Source organism: Actinomyces lilanjuaniae (assembly GCF_003606385.1).
Classification (GTDB): domain Bacteria; phylum Actinomycetota; class Actinomycetes; order Actinomycetales; family Actinomycetaceae; genus Actinomyces; species Actinomyces lilanjuaniae.
The window spans coordinates 243,889-259,485 of sequence record NZ_CP032514.1 but is presented as its reverse complement, the minus strand read 5'-3'; the positions used below and the strand labels follow the sequence as shown (position 1 = coordinate 259,485).

Annotated in this window: 13 protein-coding genes and 1 pseudogene; 8 read left to right on the top strand and 6 right to left on the bottom strand. The window is 70.6% G+C overall.

What is annotated here, in order from left to right; genetic code table 11:
- Positions 1–55 precede the first annotated feature (55 nt).
- Together D5R93_RS13725 and mmsB are read left to right on the top strand one after the other, a co-directional pair.
- Positions 56–1,774 carry a sugar ABC transporter ATP-binding protein gene (locus D5R93_RS13725; protein ID WP_243106867.1) on the top strand — a complete coding sequence of 573 codons (1,719 nt, stop codon included), beginning with the start codon at positions 56–58 and terminating at the stop codon, positions 1,772–1,774.
- On the top strand, positions 1,771–2,940 hold the full coding sequence (gene mmsB / locus D5R93_RS01175; protein ID WP_119836706.1) for a multiple monosaccharide ABC transporter permease: 1,170 nt from the start codon (positions 1,771–1,773) through the stop codon (positions 2,938–2,940). The genes D5R93_RS13725 and mmsB overlap by 4 nt, the downstream gene beginning before the upstream one ends.
- A 118-nt stretch (positions 2,941–3,058) precedes the next feature.
- Here the strand turns inward: mmsB and D5R93_RS01170 are convergent, their stop codons facing one another.
- From D5R93_RS01170 to pulA, 3 genes are all read right to left on the bottom strand, one after another.
- Complete coding sequence (locus D5R93_RS01170) at positions 3,059–3,328, bottom strand: hypothetical protein (RefSeq protein ID WP_120203291.1); 270 nt, start codon at positions 3,326–3,328, stop codon at positions 3,059–3,061.
- A complete protein-coding gene (locus D5R93_RS14420; RefSeq protein WP_279221375.1) occupies positions 3,312–3,434 on the bottom strand; it encodes a hypothetical protein in 123 nt (40 codons plus the stop codon). The genes D5R93_RS01170 and D5R93_RS14420 overlap by 17 nt, the downstream gene beginning before the upstream one ends.
- Before the next feature lie 132 nt (positions 3,435–3,566).
- Positions 3,567–6,635 (bottom strand): pullulanase-type alpha-1,6-glucosidase, encoded by a 3,069-nt coding sequence (gene pulA, locus D5R93_RS01165; RefSeq protein ID WP_243106866.1) that lies wholly within the window; start codon positions 6,633–6,635, stop codon positions 3,567–3,569.
- Between the two features lie 277 nt (positions 6,636–6,912).
- Here pulA and D5R93_RS01160 point away from each other — a divergent pair.
- From D5R93_RS01160 to D5R93_RS01130, 6 genes and pseudogenes are all read left to right on the top strand, one after another.
- Positions 6,913–8,429 (top strand): annotated as a pseudogene (locus D5R93_RS01160) (replication-associated recombination protein A).
- A 257-nt stretch (positions 8,430–8,686) separates the two neighbouring features.
- The gene (locus tag D5R93_RS13010; RefSeq protein ID WP_162933752.1) at positions 8,687–10,390 is read left to right on the top strand and encodes a hypothetical protein; all 1,704 of its coding nucleotides are present in this window, start codon (positions 8,687–8,689) and stop codon (positions 10,388–10,390) included.
- 34 nt (positions 10,391–10,424) lie between these two features.
- Positions 10,425–11,156, top strand: coding sequence for a hypothetical protein (locus tag D5R93_RS01145; RefSeq protein ID WP_120203284.1), 732 nt, complete (start codon positions 10,425–10,427; stop codon positions 11,154–11,156).
- A 14-nt stretch (positions 11,157–11,170) separates the two neighbouring features.
- Entirely contained in the window at positions 11,171–12,094 is a 924-nt protein-coding gene (locus tag D5R93_RS01140; protein WP_423243308.1) for an AzlC family ABC transporter permease, read from the top strand.
- Positions 12,088–12,411 (top strand): branched-chain amino acid transporter permease, encoded by a 324-nt coding sequence (locus D5R93_RS01135; RefSeq protein ID WP_120203281.1) that lies wholly within the window; start codon positions 12,088–12,090, stop codon positions 12,409–12,411. Before D5R93_RS01140 ends, D5R93_RS01135 begins: the two co-directional genes overlap by 7 nt.
- An 81-nt stretch (positions 12,412–12,492) precedes the next feature.
- Entirely contained in the window at positions 12,493–13,236 is a 744-nt protein-coding gene (locus tag D5R93_RS01130; RefSeq protein WP_243106865.1) for a Fic family protein, read from the top strand.
- 7 nt (positions 13,237–13,243) lie between these two features.
- Here the strand turns inward: D5R93_RS01130 and D5R93_RS01125 are convergent, their stop codons facing one another.
- The 3 genes from D5R93_RS01125 to D5R93_RS13005 all read right to left on the bottom strand — a co-directional run bounded on the left by D5R93_RS01125 (position 13,244) and on the right by D5R93_RS13005 (position 15,586).
- The gene (locus D5R93_RS01125) at positions 13,244–13,744 is read right to left on the bottom strand and encodes a DUF6301 family protein (RefSeq protein WP_162933751.1); all 501 of its coding nucleotides are present in this window, start codon (positions 13,742–13,744) and stop codon (positions 13,244–13,246) included.
- Positions 13,745–13,846: 102 nt separating this feature from the next.
- Positions 13,847–15,001, bottom strand: coding sequence for a hypothetical protein (locus D5R93_RS01120; protein ID WP_120203275.1), 1,155 nt, complete (start codon positions 14,999–15,001; stop codon positions 13,847–13,849).
- A 3-nt stretch (positions 15,002–15,004) separates the two neighbouring features.
- On the bottom strand, positions 15,005–15,586 hold the full coding sequence (locus D5R93_RS13005; protein WP_162933750.1) for a hypothetical protein: 582 nt from the start codon (positions 15,584–15,586) through the stop codon (positions 15,005–15,007).
- Between the last annotated feature and the right edge of the window lie 11 nt (positions 15,587–15,597).

The window sequence follows — 15,597 nt, the reverse complement described above, 5'->3', positions numbered from 1 at the left end:
CACGCCGCCGCCGGGTCGGCGGCCGCCCGGGCAGGCACCCAGGAAGGAGCCTGTCATGACTGCTGAGACCATCCTCCAGATGCGCCATATCACCAAGTCCTTCGGCGCTCGCAAGGCGCTTGACGACGTCAGCCTTGAGGTGCGCCGCGCCGAGATCCACGCCGTGTGCGGGGAGAACGGGGCGGGAAAGTCCACGCTCATGAACGTCCTGTCGGGGGTGTGGCCGCGGGGCACCTACGACGGCGACATCGTCTACGACGGCCAGGTGCGCCAGTTCCGTTCCGTGCGCGACTCCGAGTCGGCCGGAATCGTCATCATCCACCAGGAGCTGGCCCTGAGCCCCCACCTGTCCGTGGCAGAGAACATCTTCCTGGGTCATGAGCGCGCCCGCCACGGCGTCATCGACTGGGAGGCCACCAGCCAGGCCGCCGCAGCCCTGCTGGAGCAGGTGGGGCTGTCGGTCCCGCCCCGCACGCGGGTCGGCGACCTCGGCGTGGGCAGCCAGCAGCTTGTCGAGATCGCCAAGGCCCTGTCCAGGCAGGTGCGCCTGCTCATCCTGGACGAGCCCACCGCGGCGCTCAACGACGAGGACTCCGCCCACCTGCTCGGGCTCATGACAGGGCTGCGCGACCAGGGGATGACGATGGTACTGATCTCCCACAAGCTCGGGGAGGTGAGCCGGGTCGCGCAGCGCGCCACCGTCATCCGCGACGGGCGCACTGTGCGGACCGCGCCCCTGGAGGGACCGGGAGGCATCGACGAGGAGGAGATCATCCGCCTCATGGTGGGCCGTCCTCTGTCCAGCCGCTACCCCGAGCGCACCCGCCCCCGGGGCAGCACCGGCCTCGCCCAGACAGGTACCACTGCCCAGGCCGACCCCGCCGCTCAGGGCTCAGGCCCCGGTGGCAGCGGGGACGGCAGCGGGAGCGCTGTGCCGCGCCCCCGCGCGGACGCGCCCCTCCTGGAGGTACGTGACTGGACCGTCCACCACCCCGCCGACCCCTCCCGCACGGTCGTCAACGGCGCCGCGCTGACCCTGGCCCGGGGAGAGGTCGTCGGGCTGGCTGGGCTCATGGGGGCCGGACGCACCGAGCTGGCCATGAGCCTGTTCGGCCGCTCCTGGGGGACGAGGATCTCCGGGACCGTGCTCAAGGAGGGCAGGCCCGTGTCCACCTCCACCGTGGCGGCTGCCATCCGCCACGGGCTGGCCTACGTCCCTGAGGACCGCAAGGACCTGGGTCTCAACCTCATCCAGGACGTCAAGACCAACACCACGGCAGCGGCCCTGGGCCGGGTGTCGCGCCACGGCGTCGTCGACTCCGGCAGGGAGCGGAAGGTGGCTGAGGAGTACCGCACCAGCCTGCGGATCAAGACGGGCTCCCTGGAGGACCCGGTGGGCTCCCTGTCCGGCGGGAACCAGCAGAAGGTGGTCCTGGCCCGCTGGATGCTCACTGACCCCGACGTCCTCATCCTCGACGAGCCGACCCGGGGCATCGACGTCGGCGCCAAGTATGAGATCTACCAGATCATCAACGAGCTAGCGCAGGCGGGCAAGGCTGTCCTGGTCATCTCCTCCGAGCTGCCCGAGCTGCTGGGGACCTGCGACCGCATCTACGCCATGAGCCAGGGCCGTGTCACCGGGCAGCTGCCCCGGGCCCAGGCGGACCAGGAGGGCCTCATGCGGCTCATGACCGCCGAGACCACCAGCCCCGGAGCCACCACCCCCACAGGGACCGCCACAGGGACCACCACCCAGCGCAAGGAGACGCGATGAGCACCGTGGGAGCATACCTGGGACACAACCTGCGCCAGTACGGGATCCTCGCCGCCCTGGTCGCCATCATCGCCTTCTTCCAGGTGCTGACGGACGGGCTGCTGCTCTCCCCCAACAACGTGGCCAGCCTCATCCAGCAGAACGCCTACGTCATGATCCTGGCCGTGGGCATGGTCATGGTCATCATCGCCCGCCACATCGACCTGTCCGTGGGCTCCCAGGTGGGGTTCATCGGCGGCGTCATCGGCCTACTGGTGGTCAGTGCGGGCGTGCCGTGGCCGGCGGCGGTGCTGGCCGCCGTCGCCCTGGGCCTGCTCATCGGGTGCTGGCAGGGGTTCTGGGTTGCCTTCGTAGGAGTCCCGGCCTTTATCGTGACCCTGGCGGGGATGCTCATCTTCCGGGGCCTGACCGTGGTCCTGGTCCAGCGCACCGTCTCCGGCCTGCCGCCGGGCCTGGTGGCGATCGCCAACGGCTCCCTGCCGCCGTGGCTGGGCTACCTCAGGAACTTTGACGGGGTAACGATCCTCATCGGCGTGCTGGCCGTGGCTGGGTTCATCTACTCCCGGCTGCGCGCCCGACGGCGCAGCCGGGAGGCGGGGCGCGATGTCGAGCCGGTCAGGACACTGGCTGTGCGCCTGGCCGTGCTCACCGTGGCGGTCGGCCTCCTCACCGCGCTGCTGGCCTACTCAGCCGGGGGCACGCCCACCGTCCTGGTCATCGTGGGGGTCGTGGTGCTGGTCTACTCCTTCGTCATGAACCACACAGTGCTGGGACGCCACGTCTACGCCGTGGGTGGCAACCTCAAGGCCGCCCGGCTCAGCGGGATCAGCACGCGGCGCGTCGACTTCCTGGTCTTCGTCAACATGGGGTTCCTGGCGGCGCTGGCAGCGGTCGTGACCACCTCACGGGCCGGGGCGGCGGTGTCAACGGCAGGCAACCTCTACGAGATGGACGCCATCGCCGCGGCCTACATCGGCGGGGCGGCCGTCAGCGGAGGGGTCGGCCGGGTCTCGGGGGCAATCATCGGCGCCCTCATCATGGGGGTGCTCAACATGGGGCTGTCCATCATGGCGGTGGACTCCGCCTGGCAGCAGGCGATCAAGGGCCTGGTGCTGCTGGTGGCCGTGGCTGTTGACGTCGTCGGCAAGCGGCGCGGCACCGCCTGAGCCGTACCGGGTGGTACCGCCCACTGCGTAAGCAAGCAGGCTCCTACCACCCAGACGGGCAGCAGGGCGCCCCACGTGACAGGACCGCTCAGTAATCAGGTATCAGAGGAATCAGGTGTCAGAGGGTGCTGAGCTGGCGGATCTGGTCGAGCATCCTCTTCCTGGCTCCGGGGAAGTAGGTGCTGTGGGTGACCTTGACGGTCTCCAGGGAGTCAGCCCCCACCAGCACGATGTTCATCTGCGGCTGGTCGTGGTACTCGATCTCGGCGGCCCGGTACGCGGTGGTCGCAGCATCGACGTCCTGGCCGAACTCCTGGTGGATGAGCTCGTCACGGTCACGGTCATAGATGAGCATGAACTGCTTCATATGGTCAGTCCTGGATGCCACGGCCCTCCTCCTTCTCCGCAAGAGCCGCTATCTGGCTGCTCAGGTCATCCAGCGCCTGCTGGTCCTCGCTGCCTGGGGGCTCGTTGCGCCCAAGAGCAATGTACAACCCTGGAGAGCACGCGCGCGTAGTCCTGCACGAGAGAGACACCGTCCTGCTTGTAGTTGGCACCCAGGACACTGCTGAAGTCCTCCACGTCAGGCGGCTGCTCACGCCACGCAGGGCACTGCCACCCCACACTCACACCTGAGCCTGGGTCAGCACCGCCACCGTGCGCGCCGGGACGCTCACCGTGCCTGAGACCGGGTCGAAGCGAGTCGTGCGGACCACCCCGTCCGCGCCCTCCTCCTGGATGCGGGAGAGCCGGAAGTCACGCCCCGCCAGGGCGGGCAGCGGCTGGGCGACCCTGGCTGCCGAGGCGTTGAACACCACCAGGACCCCGTCCAGCGCAGGGTCGATGTCCTGGAAGCCGCTGGAGCCGTGAGAGCCAGTATCGTCAATAAGATCGTCAATAAGCATGGCAACCACGCCGGGAAGCGCCCCCGGCCCCGCCCCCGGGAAGCTGACCCGCTCGCGGACCAGGCCGGGGTCCCCCAGCCAGAACAGGGGGGTGGAGGCGCGCAGGCGCAGCAGATCCAGGGCCTGGTCGCGCGCCGTGGCGATATAGGCAGGTGAGGGGACCAGGGACGGCTCACCCAGCAGCTCGGACTGCACCCCCCAGCGCTCACGGTTGCGCTCCCCAGGCGGCAGCCCCCGGCCAAAGCCGTTGTCCCGCCCGGTCCAGTCCACCGCGTTGAACCAGTCCCCGGAGTTGTAGGAGTCCCGGTCCAGGGACTTCGAGCGCAGCAGCTCGGTACCGGCCGCCCAGAAGGCGGGCGACTGCCCCAGGGTCACCGTGGCCAGGCAGAGGATGTGCATGCGTACCCGGTCGGCCATGGTCGTCCTGCGCGGCAGCTTGTAGGCCAGCAGGTCGTAGAGCGTCTCGTTGTCATGGGCCTCCACGTAGCTGACGCTCTCCTGCGGGGCGCTGGCGTAGGCCGCTACCGACCCGTTGAACCCCAGCTCCTCGCCCCGCCTGACCGCCCCCTCCGCGGTGGTCAGCCCGTAGGTCCTCAGGTTGCCCGCCAGCCCCAGCCTGACCAGGTCGGTGCGGTAGGCGAGGTCCGCTGCCTGCTCGGCCGGGCTGCGGTGGTCGTGCCCGTTGGGGTCGGTGACAAGCCCGCTGCCGAACCCCTGGCGGGCACGGTGGTCGACGTCGAAGGGGCTGCCCCCGTGGACCGCGTCGCGCAGGCGATCGTTGAAGGTGCCGATCCCGGTGCCGTCCAGCTGGCCCTGACTGGCCTGGGTGAACAGGGCGTTGCTGGCAACCTCCCCGAAGCTCCACCCCTCACCGTAGAGGTAGAGGGCACGCCCGTCCACGCCGTCGTCAGCCAGGGTGAGGCGGTCCAGCGCCTCACGCAGCCGCACCATGGTGTCGCGGGAGTGGTGGCCCATGAGGTCGAAGCGGAACCCGTCCACCCTGTAGTGCCTGGCCCACCACAGGACGGAGTCGACCATGAGCCGCTCCGCCATGGCGTTCTCGGTGGCGGTATTGGCGCAGCAGGTGGAGGTGGTGACCTTCCCGACGGCATCCAGGCGGTGGTAGTACCCCGGCACCACCTTGTCCAGGACGCTGGTGGGCGCCTGCCCCGAGGCCGAGGTGTGGTTGTAGACCTGGTCAAGCACCACCTGCAGTCCCACGGCGTGCAGCGCGCCGACCATCTCCCGGAACTCGACCGTGCGCGCACCCCCGTCCTGGTGCCCGTCCGTGGCGTAGGAGCCCTCCGGGACCATCCAGTGGAAGGGGTCGTAGCCCCAGTTGTAGGCGTCGGTGTCGGCGACGGCGGTGATCGCGGCCTGCTGGTCGGTGGAGGCGGGGCCGGCGTGAACGGGGACGTCGGGGACTGCCTGCCCGGTGCGCCGCTCCGGGATCGTGGCAATGTCAAAAACGGGCAAGAGGTGGACGGTGCTCAGCCCGGCGCGGGCCAGCCTGCTCAGGTGCCTCATGCCAGCGGAGTCGGGAAGGGTGAAGGCCTTGTAGGTTCCGCGCCTGCTGGCCGGGACAGTGGTGTCTGCGGCGGAGAAGTCGCGCACGTGCAGCTCGTAGATGCTGCGGGAGGCGTCATTGGGCACCACCGGCGCGGGGGCATCGGTCCACCGGCGGGGGGCCAGCCGGGGGTCGGACAGGTCAGCGGCCACAGACCTGGCGGAGTCCACGGTCAGGGCGACGGAGTAGGGGTCGGTCACCAGGTTGGTCTCCACCCGCCCGGTCACGGGGACGTAGACCTCCACCTCCCACAGGTACTGGCTGCCAGCCGGGATCGCGGCGTCGCGGTTAGGCACGCGCCAGCACCCGTCCTCACCCCGCTCGGCGGGGGTACGCACCGCTGGCCCGGCTACCTGGGGCACAGAGCCGGTGGGGTCGCCGGTCGGCCAGCTGAGGAGGGTCACCGACTTAGCGGTGGGCGCCCACAGGGAGAAGGAGGGGCGCCCCTGGGAGAAGGAGACGCCCAGCTCGGCGCGCCGGGCGGCGTCGGCGTAGAGGTGGTCGAGGACGATGGCTGTCTGGACACCGGTGACTGCGTCGACGACGCCCTCGCCAGGACCTGGGGGGCCTGCGGCCTCCTCACCGAGGCTAGAAACCTCTTCGGCGCTGTCGAAGCCGCCGCTGCCGGAGCTGCTTCCGGTTCTGCTGGAGCCGCTTCCGGTTCTGCTGGAGCTGCTGGAGCCGCTAGCGCTAGTACTGGCATTACCGGCAGGGACCTGCACCCGCTGCACCACGAGGAGCTGCCCGGTCAGGGCCTCCCGAACAGCAGCCTCCTCAAGCCTGGAAGCGCCCTCGTCGTCCACCAGGGTCAGGGCGATGTAGCCCTCCAGGTTGGGACGGTTCTCCAGGACCCTGCGGGGCAGGTCCCCCGCGACCCTCAGCGGCAGGACCACCGGGTCAGGCAGGCCGTCGGTGCCGCGCACCGCGCCACTGACCACCCGCGCGCCGCCCCGGGAGGCCACCACGAGGCTTAGCGACAGTCCCGCCCCGGCACTAGGACTGCCGTCGTCGTCCACAACGTCCTCGCGCCCCGTACCCCGTGGCAGCAGCGACACGGGCCAGGCCAGGGTGTCGGGCTCCACCCAGTAGGCACGCAGCTCGGCAGAGCCTGCCACAGGAGGGTCGCACGGACCGGTGACAGAGACCTGGGACGGCGTCGGCAGTGTCGCCGTGGACGTCGCCGCGGACGTCGCCGTGGACGTGGCCGTAGGTGTGAAGGTCACCGTCTTCCCTCTTCCTGCACGACATTCCTGCACGGCTAGGGCATGGGCACACACGGACGGAGCCTGAGCCTCCAGTCCCCCAGCCGCTGCCCCCCGGACTCGTAGTGTCCCCCTCACGCGGACGACACGCCAGCACGTCCAGCCCCTGACGAACTCTCGGGCTACTCCCGTCTCCCGGTACCACACCAGGATGGGGCGAGGCGCACCCGAAAGGAAGCCCCTCCACCCCGAGCGACCACCCGGCCAGGACCACCCACCTGCGACCTAGGCTGGTGGTATGACCGCTATGGAGCCTCCGTCCCTCTTCGACGCCGCGCCGCACGTCGCCGAGCCGGACGCCACCACTGCGAAGAAGTCCGACGTTGGTTCCGGCCGCCCCGCCGGGCCGCAACCAGGTGCGAGCAGGCACCCAGCCAAGTCGCCTCGCACCGCCCCCCAGCCACTGGCGGACCGGCTCCGCCCCCAGTGCCTGGAGGACGTCGTCGGACAGGACCACCTCCTGGCCCCCGACGCACCCCTGGGCAGGATGCTGGAGGCGGGCAGCCTGTCCTCAACCATCCTGTGGGGGCCTCCCGGCTGCGGCAAGACCACGGTCGCCCGCCTTCTGGCCGAGCGCGCCGACCTGGCCTTCGAGCCGCTGTCAGCGACGTTCTGCGGGGTCGCGGACCTGCGCAAGGTGTTCACGGCGGCCACCCGCCGCCGCCAGCACGGCCAGGGGACTCTGCTCTTCGTCGATGAGGTCCACCGGTTCAACCGCGCCCAGCAGGACTCGTTCCTCCCCTACGTGGAGGACGGGACCGTGGTGCTGGTGGGGGCCACCACGGAGAATCCCAGCTTCGAGCTCAACGGGGCGCTGCTGTCACGCTGCCAGGTCCTGGTCCTGCGGCGCCTGGACGAGCCCGCGCTGGAGCTCCTGCTGGGGCGCGCCGAGTCCCTGACCGGAGGGCCGCTGCCGCTGACTCCCGCAGCCCGGGCGGCATTGCTGTCCATGGCCGATGGCGACGGCCGCTACCTGCTGGGCATGGTGGAGCAGGTGCTCGCCGCGACCGCCCCACCAGGACCCGCCGCCAGCCCGGACACTGTGGACGGCACCAGTGAGCCCGAGCCCGCAGGCCAGCCCGGCAGTCCCGGGACGAACGCCGACGGGCCTGGAACCGGCAGGACGGGTGTCCTCGACGTCGAGGAACTGACCGCCGTCGTCGCCTCCAGGGCGCCCCTGTACGACAAGTCCAGCGAGGAGCACTACAACCTTATCTCGGCCCTGCACAAGTCCATGCGCGGCTCCGACCCCGACGCCGCCCTGTACTGGCTGGCCCGCATGCTGGCGGGCGGGGAGGACCCGCTGTACGTGGCGCGGCGCCTGGTGCGCTTCGCCAGCGAGGACGTCGGGCTGGCCGACCCCGGTGCCCTCACGACCGCCCTGGCCGCCTGGGACGCCTACGAGCGGCTGGGGTCCCCCGAGGGTGAGCTGGCTGTCGCCCAGGCCGTGGTCTACCTGGCTACCGCCCCGAAGTCCGTAGCGGTCTACCGGGGGCTGGGGCGGGCCACGGCCCTGGCCCGCCAGACCGGCTCGCTGGCCCCGCCCGTCTCATGAAGGAGCTCGGCTACGGCGAGGGCTACCAGTACGACCCTGACGCCGAGGACGGCTTCTCCGGAGCCGACTACATGCCCCAGGCCCTCCCGCCGCGCCAGCAGCGTCAGCAGCTCTACGAGCCCACCGACCACGGGCACGAGCGCAGCATCCGCCAGCACCTGGACTACTGGCAGGGACTGCGCGAGCAACGGGGCGGGTGACCAGGCAGGTCAGGCAGACGAGCAGGAAGGGTCAGGCTGTGGCAGGCAGGCGACGCGCGGTGCCACCACACCGCAGCGCAACCAGGCCGCAGCGGCGCACGGGAGCAGGGCAGTTACGCGGGCAGGCAGCGCACAGTACCCGCGAGCCACCCGCGAGTACGGTATGCCCCAGACAGTACGGCCCACCCAGCACCGGCACGCCTGCTCCCCCGCAGGCCCCCGGACCGTTACCGTGTGCCAGCAGCAAGGAGGTCCTCGTGAGCACCGACAGTTCCCGCCGTCCCGACGACGTCCCGAGCCCGGCAGACCCCCGGCTCACACCCGAGCCGGACGACGACGGCCAGGTGCCACCTCACCAGGACGTCCTGGCGCCTCCGGCACGGGCCCGGTCGGCCGGGGACCAGGCCAGGAAGCAGGCCGAGGAGTCCTCCCTGACTGCCAGCACCCCCGACCTGGCGCAGGACGTTGCCATCGCCTCCACGATGCTTGCCTCCACCGCGACTCCCGACTCCTCCGCACCCCCCACCTTTTCCCCGGTCTCCGATCCTTCCGCAGCCTCCGACACCCTTGCCGCCTCCGAGCCTTCCCCAGCCACGCCTTCCCCAGCCACTGACGGGACACCTGCGTCGTCCGGGTCCGCTCCGTCAGCCGACACCGCTCCTGCCCGGGCTGAGGCACCTGCGCAGGCCGACGTGCCCCAGGCTGGCGACGCGTCGCAGACCCAGCCGCAGCCCCAGAGCAGCCCCACCCCGCCTGAGGCTGCCAAGGATGACCAACCAGGGCTTGACGCCCCTCTCCTGCCCTTGCCCAAGCCCTCCACTGCTACTCCACCAGAGCTTGAGCCCATCACAGAGCTGCCCAGCGACATCGGCAAGCCGATCACCGAGGCGGAGGTGCGTCGGCACCTGGAGGAGCTGTCCGGCCGAGACAGTGCCACCGCCTCCGGCACTGACACGCCCGGCACCGGTGACGACTCGGGCAGTAACACCCCTGCCGCTCCCGGTGCCGCCCCTGCCACCAGCGGTCCTGCCGTCGCGCCCGCTGAGAGCGTCAAGGAGCAGCAGAGCGGTGAGCGGCAGGGCGGCGAGAGCTCCCAGCAGGACCGCGAGGAGGCGCAGCCGACCGCCACCCTGTCCACCACCTCCACGGGTGCTGCCACCGCTACTGCGACCGCCAGCGGCAGCCCAGGAGAAAGCCGCACGCCCGGCACCGCCGCTTCTGCCGAGGATGCACCTGCGACTCCGGACGCAGCGTCTGATACCGCCCCGCCAGCCCAGGCATCCGCCGCACTGCCCGACACCCCAGCAGCACAGGCCGCAGAGACTCGGGCGGGTGCCCAGGAGGTGCCAGAGAGGCTATCGGCGACCAGTACCGACGGCCCGCCCCCGCGTGCCGCTGGCACCCCCGAGCAGTCCCCGTCCCCTGCCACGCCACCCGCAACCAGACCGAATGCACCCCGCCTACGGCGCTACCAGCCCCCGACGGGTGAGGCCGCCCTTGAGGACACTGCGGTTCGACGACGCGCCCTGCTGTCGCTGGACCCCCAGCCCGGTGAGGGCGCACCGCCCGCGGTCGCCCAGCACCTACCAGCCAAGCAAGGACGGCAGGGACACGACCGACCCTCAGCCGATCGACCGGGGCTCCCAGCCGCCTTCCCCGTCAGCCGACACGGACCCAGCCCCGGCCAGGCTGGAGGAGTCTGCGGCTGCGGCGAGCCTTCTGCGCGACCTGCCGGGGACGTCCTTGTCCCCGGAGCCTGCGGAGCCCGCGGAGTCCCTGAAGTCCCCGGACCGCCAGGACGGGGCCGCCGACCACCCCGGGCACCAGGTTCCCGCTCCCGGGGCCCCGGAGGCCCCCCGGAGCGGGCCGGACCGTCAGGCCTCCTCCCTGACGAGCTCCTCCGCAGAACCCCCTGCGGCAGAGCCCTCGGCCGCAGGGCTCCCCACGGCCTCACCCGCTGAGCCACCCGCCACCGCCTCAGTCCCGTCCGGCTCGGTGACCGCAGTGTCCACGACGACCGCGCCGGACACCGCCTCCCCAGACACCACGGCTGCGGACGTGCCGCCCAGCCCCCTGTCGGCCGCCACGTCCACGGGTACGCCGGACTCCGCAGCCTCTGCGCCCCCTGCCTCCTCCCGGCGGTCACGCTCCCGCGGCTCCCACAGGAGGGAGACGCCCCGGGAGGAGAGCCGTGCCGCCCGGCGCCCGGGCTCCCGGACCGCCTCCCACTGGACCGGGGTGCTGGTCGCCGTGGCGCTGCTCCCACTGGCCTGGTTCCTGGTGCACGACGGCGCCGTCCTCATGACCGGCGGGGACGCCTCCGTGTGGCCCGACTCGGTCAGCGTCAGGGGTGCCACCGAGCTGGTCTGCGGTGCGGCGGCCTTCGTCGTGGCCCTGTTCATGGCGCACCGCTCCTCACTGGGAACCTACGTGGTCGGAGGCCTCGGCCTTTTCTTCGGCCTGCCCTTCCTTGTGGCACCCGCAGCGGTGGCCTCACTTGTCGGCCCCACCGTCGAGCGGCTACAGGCCCACTCCTCGCTGGGTGAGGCCCTGACCTCCTACGTCATGGCCGACGGGCTGACCGGGCGCTTCGTCCTCATGGGGCTGCTCATGGTCATGGTGGGGGTCGTTTCCGACTCGGCCAGGCGCGCGGGGCGACGCGAGCGCACCGCGCCGCACGAGCCCGACCGTGACTCCACGACCGACCGGCAACCGACTGACGACTGACCGGCCTCTGAGCGGTGACCGACCTGCCCGCACGTGACGACCCGGCCTCCTCGGTAGCGCCGGGACCCGAGACACCGGGTCAGCCGCCCACCAGCACCCGTGCTGCGGCCCGCGACGCGGTGCCTGTCGTCGTCGGCTACGTGACGCTAGGGCTGGCAGCAGGCGTGCTGCTCGTCGCCCAGGGGCTGTCCTGGTGGTGGGCGCCGCTGTGGAGCCTCCTCATCTACTCCGGGACCATGCAGATGCTGCTGGTGCCGCTGGCTGGTGCGGGGGAGCCGCTAGCCACTATCGCGGTGTCCACCGTCTTCGTCTCCGGCAGGCACGTCTTCTACGGTCTGGGCTTCCCCCTAGAGCGGGTCCGAGGCCGCCTGGCCGCCCGCCTGTACTCGGTCCACGCCATCACCGACGAGGTCTACGCGCTGCTGGCCTCCAAGGACCACCGCCTCATGAGCGGACGCTACGTCCTGACCGTCCAGGCCCTCAGTCACGCCGCCTGGACGGCCGGTACGACAGCGGGCGCCCTGGCCGGAACGGGGCTGGCCGCCGTGGTCGGGGAGCGCATCGGGCTGCTGGGCTTCGTCCTGACGGCGCTGTTCGTGGTGCTGGCCATCGAGAACTGGAGGACGCACCCGGACGTGGCTGTCCTGTGCCTGGGGATGCTGGCGGGCGGCACGGGCCTGCTCGTGGGCGGGTCCGCAGCACTGCTGGTGGCCCTGACGGTGCTGGCGGCGGGCCTGGTGGCCCTGTTCGCCTGGCGGCGCCGTGGCCCACGGCCTGGTCGAAAGAACGGACGCGGCCAGCCAGGCCCCAGGGGCGGCCGCCACGCCGACTCTTGCGGCGACTCCCACGGTGACTCCCAGGGCGACTCCCACGGCGACTCCCGCGACGACCCGGCCCGCAGCCAGCGGGACACCCGGCAGGAGGGAGCGCAGTGCTGAGCACCACGCAGGTCGCCGTGGCTGTCCTCGTGGTCGCGGTCATCACCTTTGGCTGCCGGATCCTGCCTTTTGTGCTGCTGCGCGGGCGGGGGAACAGCGCCCTGCTGGACTTCCTGTCACGGGCGATGCCCCTGGGCGTCATGGTGGTGCTCGTGGCCTACACCCTTGAGGGGGTCACCCTGGAGCCTGCCACGTGGGTACCTGCGGCCGTGGGGATCGCTGGGACCGCGGTGCTGCACCTGTGGCGCAGGTCGATCGCCCTGTCCCTGGTGGGTGGCACGGCGGCCTATGTCGCCCTGAGCCTGGCCATGGCCTGAGAGGGCCTGGCGGAGCCTGCCCTGGCGTGTGGGTCGTAGGATGAGGCTCAGCCACAGGCCGCTGCGGAGGAAGGAGCCACCGTGCGCGAGGAGGAGTACGCCATCGACGCGTCTCAGTTCCGGCGTACGCTCCTGGACCAGCGTCGCACGCGGATGAAGGGCGGGCTGTACCACCTGACCCAGGTGCTCATGGCCTACAACACCAACCGGATCGAGGGTAGCCGACTCGACCAGGAGCAGACCCGCTACATCTACGAGACCCGTACGATCACAGGAGACGGCGTTCCGGTCGATGATGTGGTCGAGACGGTCAACAGCTTCGACCTGTTTGACGAGATGCTGGGCCGGGTGGACGAGCCAGTCACCGCCGAGACGATGAAGGACTACCACCGCATCCTCAAGCGTGGCACGGCGGACGCCCGTCGCCAGTCCTTCGCTGTGGGCGACTGGAAGCGCCAGGCCAACGTGGTCGGCGGGCAGGACACGACGCCGCCAGAGCAGGTGGAGACCGCAGTCCAGGACCTGCTGGCCCGCACGCCGTCACAGATGTCCTTTGAGGACATTGCTGCGTTCCACTACCACTTTGAGTCGATCCACCCCTTCCAGGACGGCAACGGCCGGGTGGGGCGGGTGCTGATGTTCCAGCAGTGCCTGCGCCACGGAGTCATGCCGTTCATCGTGCTGGAGGAGAAGAAAGCATTCTACTACCGTGGCCTGAGCCGCTACGAGGAGGAGCCAGGATTCCTGCACGGCACGTTCCGCTCCCTGCAGGACGACTACTACGCCCGCTTCTCACGGTTCGTGGAGATCCTTCCCGGGCGCTGAGAGGCGCTCACCCGTTGAACCAGGCGTCCTCCCCATACTTCTCAATGTAGTACTCCTCATACTCACCAAGCGCAGTCAGCTCAGGCGACTCCACCTCAGCGGTCAGCACCCCCGGAAGCGCGCCCACATTGAGAGTCACCCGATTAGACAGCACCCACTCCGTCTTCGCAATCCCTCGGTCAGCCGTCTGCCTCCCCGGGCCGTACAAGCCCGTCAGCGCCTCCACGTAGGCCCGGTAGGCAGCCCACGCCCTCGGGGCGGTGTGCTCGTCCTCCTGCCCACGTACCACCCGCGTCGTCAACGGGATAGTCACATCATCAACCCGGCCGTGGAAGTTAGAGATCACACCACCCTCGTCACCAACCGACAATTCAGTCCAAAACATCTCACCATCGTGAGGCTTGGTCTCCCAGCCCAGGCGGTCACGCACCGCGAACGCCGTCTCCCACGACACCGGCCACTCCAGCTCGGTCCACGCCCGGACCCACACCACAGGCAGCACCCTCATCTCCACCACAACCACACTCCCCTTCTGGCCCACCAGCCCTGTGCCCGTCTCACTCTGTCCTGACTGTTCTTGCGGCTGGACTGCGCAACCTGCCAGGCAGCCTCACCGCATCTTGACCGACTCCCACAGGGCAGGGTTGTCGCGGAAGAACTGAACCATCCGCTGGTCGCGCAGCATGCGGTCGCGCACGTAGGGCGGAGTGGCCTGGGAGGCATAGCCCTCATGAAGAGTCTGAACCGGCTTGGTGCTCACGGTGGCGCTACCACCCTTGATCTCAGGGATGACGATATGGTCACCCAAGGGCGAGACGGCCATGCTGTCTACGGCATAGTTACCAGGCCCTGCCTGGTGGGGGCCGGTGGAGCGGAAGGACTGCGGGATGTAGTAGCCCTCACGGGTGAGGACCTGCTCCCCACCACGCTCGCCCACGTACTCCGCCGCCCGGTTGCGCGCCCCACGCAGATTCCGTACGTCCCTCACCGCGTCTTTCAGAGCCGTGATCTGTTCATCGGTGTAGCCCGCGTCCTTCAACTGCTTAACTGAGTCCTTGAGATTCTTCTTCCCGAAGTCCCTCGCGGTGTACCCCGGCGGCATTATGGAGCCCAGCCTGACCTGGGCGGCGCGCAGGGTCGCGTCCAGCTCGGCGTGGCGCTGGAAGTGGGTGAACATCTCCCCCAGGTCCTCCGCCCTGGCCATTGCGGCGCGCGATGAGGCCAGGCTGCGTGCCGCGCTGCGCGTGCCCGCGCTCAGCGCCGAGCCCGGCATGAAGGTCAGGCCAAAGTCCAGGGCGTCCAGAGCCAGCTGCTCCAGGGTGAAGGCGCGCGCGTAGGAGCGGGTGGCCTCCATCGGGTCGCGCACAAAGGCGGACAGGCCCCGGCCGTGGGACATCGCCCACGTGGCCACGCCGGTCACCCCCAGGGCCAGGGCCAGCGACATGCCCGCCATGCCCAGCAGACCCACCGCGACGGCTGTCAGCAGGATCTGCCCTCCCGGCCCCAGCCCGTCCCAGAAGTCCCCCAGGACCTCCAGCAGTCCGGCAAAGAAGAACCAGTCGCCGGCACTACGCAGCGAGGCCCCGATCTCACGGGCCACCGTAGTGCCCTGCCACAGGCACCCCAGCACCACGGTGGCCCCCACCACCAGGGCCACCACGCGGAAGACGTTGCGGGCCAGCGGCTCGCGGCCGGGCACCGTGGCGGCCATGGCGTCACCGCGCACCCCGCGCACCTGGTTGGCCGTGGCCCGCCCCTCAGCCATGCGCTACCTGCGCGTGAGCCCCACCGCCCCGTAGGCGGAGCGCACCAGCACAAGGTCGCTCCAGGAGAAGGCCGCCAGCGCGACCAGCGACTGGACCGGAAGCCGCACCAGGGCGGGCACGCCCCCCATGGGCGGTACCACCACCCGGGGCGCCCATGCCACCGTGGTCCCCGCCGCACCCGCCTGGTGGCGGCGGTAGGCGTCCACCAGCAGGCACACCACCAGCAGGACCACGCTGAGCGTCACCTGGGCATGTCCCCGGCCGGTCCTCAGCCACAGCCAGCCGATCCAGCCTGGCATGCCGGAGCCCTCTTCAGTCCAGTCCAGCCACTGGACCGCAGCGTTGTAGCCCGCGTGGTCCACCATGGCCAGCGCCAGGACCGCCGCAGGCAGCACCCACGCCAGGACCCGCCACCACGGCCTTCGGGTCCGCCACAGCACCAGCCCCAAGCCCACAGCCATGGCCACGCCCATTGTCCACACCTGGTGGCCCACCGCCATCGGTCCCGTTCCCGGGTCCAGCTCCGGGCCCAGCACGTAGCCGAGCAGCCCCGACTCCGGGACGGTGAGGAGCCCGCCGTCCACGGGTTGAGCGA

Bases quoted from the DNA above. Each gene is read 5' to 3' on its own strand.
- D5R93_RS13725 (WP_243106867.1), top strand. From the start codon at position 56: ATGACTGCTGAGACCATCCTCCAGATGCGCCATATCACCAAGTCCTTC.
- D5R93_RS01125 (WP_162933751.1), bottom strand. From the start codon at position 13,744: ATGAGGGTGCTGCCTGTGGTGTGGGTCCGGGCGTGGACCGAGCTGGAG.
- mmsB (WP_119836706.1), top strand. From the start codon at position 1,771: ATGAGCACCGTGGGAGCATACCTGGGACACAACCTGCGCCAGTACGGG.
- D5R93_RS01120 (WP_120203275.1), bottom strand. From the start codon at position 15,001: ATGGCTGAGGGGCGGGCCACGGCCAACCAGGTGCGCGGGGTGCGCGGT.